This is a genomic window from Actinoplanes sp. NPDC051633 (assembly GCF_040681735.1).
GTDB lineage: Bacteria > Actinomycetota > Actinomycetes > Mycobacteriales > Micromonosporaceae > Actinoplanes.
The window spans coordinates 1-6,641 of record NZ_JBFAZH010000360.1 but is presented as its reverse complement, the minus strand read 5'-3'; the positions used below and the strand labels follow the sequence as shown (position 1 = coordinate 6,641).

Genomic DNA, 6,641 nt, shown 5'->3' with positions numbered 1-6,641 from the left:
CGCTGGCCACCAGCAGCAGGTCGAGCGGCAGCCGCAGCTGGTAGCCGCGGACCTGGATGTCTCGCTCCTCGAGCACGTTGAGCAGCGACACCTGGATGCGCTCGGCGAGGTCGGGCAGCTCGTTGACCGCGAAGATGCCACGGTTGGTGCGCGGCACCAGCCCGAAGTGGATCGTGTCGGGATCGCCCAGCGCCCGGCCCTCGGCCACCTTGATCGGGTCGACGTCGCCGATCAGGTCGCCGACGCTGGTGTCGGGAGTGGCCAGCTTCTCGCCGTACCGCTCCGAGCGGTGCAGCCAAGCCACCGGCAGCAGGTCGCCCATCTCGGCGGCGAACCGCCGCGAGGCGGGGGTGAGCGGAAGGTACGGGTGCTCGCGCAGCTCCGAACCCTCGATCATCGGGGTCCACTCGTCGAGCAGCCCGGCCAGGCCGCGGATCAGCCGGGTCTTGCCCTGGCCCCGCTCGCCGAGCAGGACCATGTCGTGGCCGGCGAGCAGCGCCCGCTCGACCTCGGGCAGCACGGTGTCGTCATAGCCGACGATGCCGGGGAAGCGCGGCCGGCCCGAGCGGAGCCGGTCGAGCAGGTTGTCGCGCAGCTCCTCCTTGACGGTCTTGAACTCGTGCCCGGCGGCACGCAGCTCGCCGAGGGTGCGCGGAAGGTCGTGGGGTGCGTCCGGGGCGATCGAAGTTGGCGCGTCTGTCACCTCACGAAAGCTACCCCCGGTATATGACAGGCAACGACCTCGGCGGGGCCGATAAGCTCATCCGCGCGATGAGCGCCACGATGATCGCCCGCAATCTCGCCGCTGGGCACGGCGACCGCCACCTGTTCACCGGTCTCGACCTGGTGGTCGCTCCGGGCGACGTGATCGGCCTGGTCGGGGTCAACGGCGCCGGCAAGACGACGCTGCTGCGCACCCTCGCCGGCGTGACGCCGGCCGAGGCCGGCACCGTCACGCTGAGCCCGCCGACCGCGACGGTCGGCTATCTGCCCCAGGAGCGCGACCGGCGGCCCGGCGAGACCGTCCGCGACTTCCTGCACCGCCGCACCGGTGTCGGCCCGGCCCAGGCGGCGATGGACACCGCCGCCGAGCGGCTGGCCGCGAGCGAGCCCGGCGCCGGCGACCAGTACGCCGCGGCCCTCGAGCGGTGGCTGGACCTCGGCGGGGCCGACCTCGACGAGCGGGCCGCGCAGGTGGCCGCCGACCTGGGCCTCGCCGTCGACCTGGAGCATCCGATGACCGCCCTCTCCGGCGGCCAGGCGGCCCGCGCCGGGATGGCGTCGCTGCTGCTCAGCCGCTACGACATCTTCCTGCTCGACGAGCCGACCAACGACCTCGACCTGGACGGCCTGGCCCGCCTCGAGACCTTCGTCACCGGGCTGCGTGCCGGTGTGGTGCTGGTCAGCCACGACCGCGAGTTCCTCACCCGCACGGTCACCGAGGTGCTCGAGCTGGATCTGCCGCAGCAGCGGGTCTCCCTGTTCGGCGGCGGATACGCGTCGTACCTCGAGGAGCGGGAGCGGGCCCGGCGGCACGCCCGGGAGGAGTTCGAGGAGTACGCGGGCAAGCGCGAGGATCTGCTCGAGCGGGCCCGTACCCAGCGGGCCTGGATGGAGAAGGGCGTGCGCAACGCCCGCCGCAAGGCCACCGACCCGGACAAGCACATCAAGCACTTCCGCGGCGAGACCAGCGAGAAGCAGGCGGCCAAGGCGCGGCAGACCGAGAAGCTGATCGAGCGCATGGAGGTCGTCGAGGAGCCGCGCAAGGAGTGGGAGCTGCGGATGGAGATCGCCGCCGCGCCCCGGGCCGGCGCGGTCGTGGCCACCATGCGCGACGCGGTCGTCCGCCGCGGGTCGCCCACGCGGAACCAGTTCGTCCTGGGCCCGGTCACGCTGCAGATCGACTGGGCCGACCGGGTCGCGATCACCGGGGCCAACGGCTCGGGCAAGACCACCCTGCTCGCCGCGATGCTGGGCCGCATCCCGCTGGACGCGGGCAGCGCGAGCCTCGGCCCGGGCGTGGTGGTCGGCGAGGTCGATCAGGCGCGCGGGCTGTTCCTCGGCGACACGCCGCTGATGGAGGCGTTCGGCGCGGCGGTGCCGGAGTTCAACGACGCCGACGTGCGCACGCTGCTGGCCAAGTTCGGCCTGCGCGCCGACCACGTGCTGCGGCCGGCCGCCACCCTGTCGCCGGGCGAGCGGACCCGCGCGGCGCTGGCGCTGCTGCAGGCCCGCGGCGTGAACCTGCTGGTGCTCGACGAGCCGACGAACCACCTCGACCTGGCCGCCATCGAGCAGCTCGAGTCCGCCCTGGCCGGCTACCCGGGCACGCTGCTGCTGGTCACCCACGACCGCCGCATGCTCGAGGCGGTGCACACCACCCGGCACCTCGAGGTGGCCGGCGGCAAGGTCACCGGCTGATCGTCAGCGGCGGCCCGACCGGCCCTTCGTTCCCGCTGCGGTCCAACCCGCTCAGGCAGTACGTGCCGGCGCCCGGCGGAACCACCTTCGCACCGGCCCGGCCCGTCGCCACCAGCGTCGCCGCGGCGCCGTCGACGCGGTAGAGGGCCCACGACGCCGGCTTCTTCTCCCCCGGCTGCCAGTCCACCGCCGAGTCCCGCGCGGCGACCAGGCGCGGCGCCGACGGCGGGTCGGCGGGCAGTTGCCGCATGGCCGGCACCAGTGCCGGACCGGCATAGTGCGCCTTGCGGTAGCGGCTGACCGCGCCCAGCCGGTCGGCGCGGATCTGCTTGGCGCTGAAGTGCACGCTGCCGAGCACCGCGTACTTGTCGTTGAGCGCGAGCTGCTTCTCGATCTGGCCGGGGTCGCGCCAGGGGCCCTTCTCCCCGACGCGGTAGTCGCCCTGTCCGATGTAGAGCTGCACGTCGGTGCCCTTGACCAGCTTCGCCCACCACGGCAGCACCTTGACGTAGTCGGCCTTGTCGAAGCCGATCGCCCAGTAGAGCTGCGGCACCACGTAGTCGAGCCAGCCGTTGCGCACCCAGGTGCGGGTGTCGGCGTAGATCTCGTCGAAGCTCTGCAGGCCGGTGGAGTCGGAGCCCTCCGGGTCGGTGCGCTGGTTGCGCCAGATGCCGAACGGGCTGATCCCGAACTTCACCCACGGCTTGAGCTGCTTGATCCGCTGGTCCATCTCGCGGACCAGCGTGTTGACGTTGTCCCGCCGCCAGGCCGCGCGGCTCTGCCCGGGCTTGGCGTACTTCGCGTACGAGGCGGCGTCCGGGAAGTCCTCGCCCTGTTCCGGGTACGGGTAGAAGAAGTCGTCGAAGTGGACGCCGTCCAGGTCGTACTTTTCGACCGCCTCGAGCATCGAGTCCTCGACGAACTTGCGGGCCGCGGGGATGCCCGGGTCGTAGTAGAACCGTGCGCGCTCCCCGGTCGGGTAGGAGATCGCCCAGTCGTGGTGCTTGCGCAGCGGGTGGTTCGGGGCGAGTTTCGCGTAGTCGGCGCCGGGCCCGTTCGGGCCGGGCTGCGTCCCGCGGTACGGGTTGAACCAGGCGTGGAACTCCAGGTTGCGCGCGTGCGCCTCGTCGATCATGAACTTCATCGGGTCCCAGCCCGGATCGCGGCCGTCCCGCCGGCCGGTCAGCCACTCCGACCACGGCGCGTACTTCGACGGCCAGAACGCGTCGCCACTGGGCCGCACGTGCACGAAGATCGCGTTGTGGTTCTGCGCCCGCGCGAGGTCGAGCCAGCCCAGGTACTCCTGCTTGACCTGCGCCTCGGGCAGGCCGGGCCGGCTGGGCCAGTCGATGTTGTTGACCGTGGTCAGCCACATGCCGCGCAGCTCCCGCGTCGCCTTGACCGGCACCCCGGCGCAGCGCCCCACCGTGCCGCTCGCCGGTCCGATGGCCGCGGGGCCGACCGGGTTCACCGGCGGCGGGTCGTAGGTCGCGGCGCGGATCAGCCCGACCCCGATCGCCGCCAGCGCGATCACCCCCACGACCACGATCGCCACCACCCGCACGGGCACGCGGCGGGGTACGGAGTGCGACGGCATGGCATCCAGTGTGCCTGGTCCGGTGCGGCCGTAAGGTCGGGGGCGTGACGGTGATCGTGGTTGGTGCGGGGATCGCGGGGCTGGCATGCGCCCGGGAGCTGGTGGACGCCGGGCTGCCGGCGCGGGTCCTGGAGCGTGGCCGGGTGGTCGGCGGGCGGCTGGCGAGCAAGCGGTTCGGCGGGCGGTACGCGGACATCGGCGCCGCCTACCTGACCGCCGACGACCCGAACTTCCAGGGCCTGCTGGACAGCTGGCGGGTCGCCGGGCTGGCACACCCGTGGACCGACACCTTCGCCGTCCACGACCGCGGACACGCGGCTGACCCCGCCACCGGCCCGATGCGCTGGTCGGCGCCCGGCGGCCTGCGCAGCCTGGCCGAGGACCTCGCCCGCGAGCTCGACGTCACGCTCGGGCACGAGGTGCGGGACCTGCCGGAGGCCGACGCCGTGGTGCTGGCCATGCCCGGTCCGCAGGCCGAGCGGATCACCGCGGTGGGCGTACCCCAGCAATGGTCTCCGGTCCTGTCGGCCGTCCTCACCTTTCCGGAGAGGACCTGGGCCGACTTCCACGGCATGTTCGTCAACGGCCATGACGTGCTCGCGACCGTCTGCGACGACGGCGACCGGCGCGGCGACCGGGCCCCCGTGCTGGTGGCGCACTCGACCGGCGACTTCGCGCGGCCGCACCTCGACGACCCGGCGGGCGCCGCCGATGAGATGGCGGCGGCCGTGCGCGAGCTGCTCGGTCTCGACGCCCCGGCAGACGTCGCGATCCACCGCTGGACCTTCGCCCAGCCCTCCCCGCAAGAGGGAAAGTTCGCCCGGAAGGGCAACGTCTACCTCTGTGGCGACGCCTTCGGCAAGCCGCGAGTGCAGACCGCGTGGCTCTCCGGCCGGGCGGTCGCCCGCGACATCCTGTCAGAGCACGGACCGATAGACCTCTAGCGTGTCGGCCGCGATCGTCGACCAGGAGAACTTCTCCACCGCCCGGCGGCGACCGGCCAGGCCCATCTCCTCGGCCCGTTTCGGATCCGAGATCACCTGCGTGATCGCCGCGGCCAGATCGGCGACGAACTTGTCCTGGTCGATCGGCGTGCCGGTGCCGTCGGCGACCTGCTCGATCGGCACCAGCACGCCGGTCTCACCGTCCGCCACCACCTCGGGGATGCCGCCGGTCGCGGTCGCCACCACCGCGGTCTCGCAGGCCATCGCCTCGAGGTTCACGATGCCCATCGGCTCGTAGATCGACGGGCAGACGAACACCGTGGCGTGCGTCAGCACCTGGACCACCTCGTGCTTGGGCAGCATCTCCTGCACCCAGATCACGCCGGCGTCGTCGCGGGCGTTGCGCAGCTGGATGGCCAGGCCCTCGACCTCGGCGGCGATCTCCTTGGTGTCGGGGGCGCCGGCCAGCAGCACGATCTGCGCCTCGGGCGGCAGGTCGTGGCAGGCGCGCAGCAGGTACGGCAGGCCCTTCTGCCGGGTGATCCGGCCGACGAAGACCACCGACGGCCGGCTCAGGTCGATGCCGAGCCGCTCGATCACGTCGGTGCCCTGGTCGGGCTGGTACTGCGAGGTGTCGATGCCGTTGTAGACCACCCGGATCTTCGACTCGTCGACCGTCGGATACGCGGCCAGCACGTCCCGCTTCATGCCCGCGGAGACCGCGATCACCGCGTCCGCGTTCTCGATCGCCACCCGCTCGCAGAACGAGGACAGCGCGTACCCGCCGCCGAGCTGCTCGGCCTTCCACGGCCGCAGCGGCTCGAGGCTGTGCGTGGTGACCACGTGCGGGACACCGTGCAGCAGCTTGGCGGTGTGCCCGGCGAAGTTCGCATACCAGGTGTGGCTGTGCACGATGTCCGTGCCCGCGCAGCCGGCGGCGATCTCGAGGTCGACGCCCATGGTGCGCAGGGCGGCGTTGGCGCCGGCCAGCTCGGCCGGTTCCGGGTACGCCGTCACCCCCGGCTCGGACCGCTCCGCTCCGAAGCAGTGCACCCGCACGTCCGCCAGGGCGCGCAGATCGCGGGTCAGATACTCCAGATGGACGCCGGCGCCGCCGTAGACCTCGGGCGGGTACTCACGGCTGATCAGATCCACGCGCAGCTCAGTCACGTCCGCAGTCTATTGACTACCGGCGGTTTACGCTCCGCGACTCAGGCGCCGCCCAGCGGACCGAAACTCTCCAGCACCGTGTTCCAGGCCTCGAGGTCGTCGGACCACTCCGCACGCGGGCAGAGCCAGGTGATCCGGTACGTGCGCCCGCCCGCGGTGACCACCTGCTCCTGGGCCCGGAACGGCGTCCCGGCACGCGACCGGTACGTGTAGTCCCAGACCGGCCCCGGCGCGTCCTCGGCGGTCCTGATCGTCACCCGCTGATAGTTGTCGAGCGTCGTTTTCGACTCCATGCCGATCAGGGCGGCCACCGGGTCGGCCGGCGCCGGCGACCAGGGACGCACCCGCAGCAGCGGGCCACCGGCGCGACCGGCCGAGGTGAACACGCCGCCGGCCTCCTTGACCGTCCACCGGGCAGGCGTCGCGATGCGGAAGCCGCCCTCCGGGCTGGACCGCCAGGCGAAACCCTTCGGCAGCTTGAACTCCGGCGGGGCCGACGACACCGACAC

5 protein-coding genes and 1 pseudogene are annotated in these 6,641 nt (G+C 72.5%); 2 read left to right on the top strand and 4 right to left on the bottom strand.

Annotated elements, in window-relative coordinates; all coding sequences use genetic code 11:
* Positions 1–703, bottom strand: a pseudogene (locus AB0M20_RS20490) (magnesium chelatase); the annotation flags it as partial.
* A gap of 68 nt (positions 704–771) precedes the next feature.
* On the opposite strand from AB0M20_RS20490, the gene AB0M20_RS20485 reads away from it, so the two are divergent.
* Positions 772–2,421: an ABC-F family ATP-binding cassette domain-containing protein gene (locus AB0M20_RS20485; protein WP_364300325.1), complete on the top strand. Its 1,650-nt coding sequence runs from the start codon at positions 772–774 to the stop codon at positions 2,419–2,421.
* Here the strand turns inward: AB0M20_RS20485 and AB0M20_RS20480 are convergent.
* Positions 2,411–4,018, bottom strand: coding sequence for a family 10 glycosylhydrolase (locus AB0M20_RS20480; protein WP_364300321.1), 1,608 nt, complete (start codon positions 4,016–4,018; stop codon positions 2,411–2,413). The genes AB0M20_RS20485 and AB0M20_RS20480 overlap by 11 nt on opposite strands.
* A 50-nt stretch (positions 4,019–4,068) precedes the next feature.
* Here AB0M20_RS20480 and AB0M20_RS20475 point away from each other — a divergent pair, with 50 nt between their 5' ends.
* A complete protein-coding gene (locus AB0M20_RS20475) occupies positions 4,069–4,962 on the top strand; it encodes an FAD-dependent oxidoreductase (RefSeq protein ID WP_364300323.1) in 894 nt (297 codons plus the stop codon).
* Here AB0M20_RS20475 and glgA read toward each other — a convergent pair.
* Positions 4,936–6,132: a glycogen synthase gene (gene glgA, locus AB0M20_RS20470; protein ID WP_364300319.1), complete on the bottom strand. Its 1,197-nt coding sequence runs from the start codon at positions 6,130–6,132 to the stop codon at positions 4,936–4,938. The two genes, AB0M20_RS20475 and glgA, sit on opposite strands and share 27 nt — an antisense overlap.
* A 41-nt stretch (positions 6,133–6,173) precedes the next feature.
* Positions 6,174–6,641: hypothetical protein (locus tag AB0M20_RS20465; RefSeq protein WP_364300317.1), on the bottom strand; the 468-nt coding region annotated here is incomplete at its 5' end.

What these genes read in the sequence shown, in the direction of transcription:
- AB0M20_RS20485 (WP_364300325.1), top strand. Translation starts at nt 772, where the DNA reads ATGAGCGCCACGATGATCGCCCGCAATCTCGCCGCTGGGCACGGCGAC.
- AB0M20_RS20480 (WP_364300321.1), bottom strand. Translation starts at nt 4,018, where the DNA reads ATGCCGTCGCACTCCGTACCCCGCCGCGTGCCCGTGCGGGTGGTGGCG.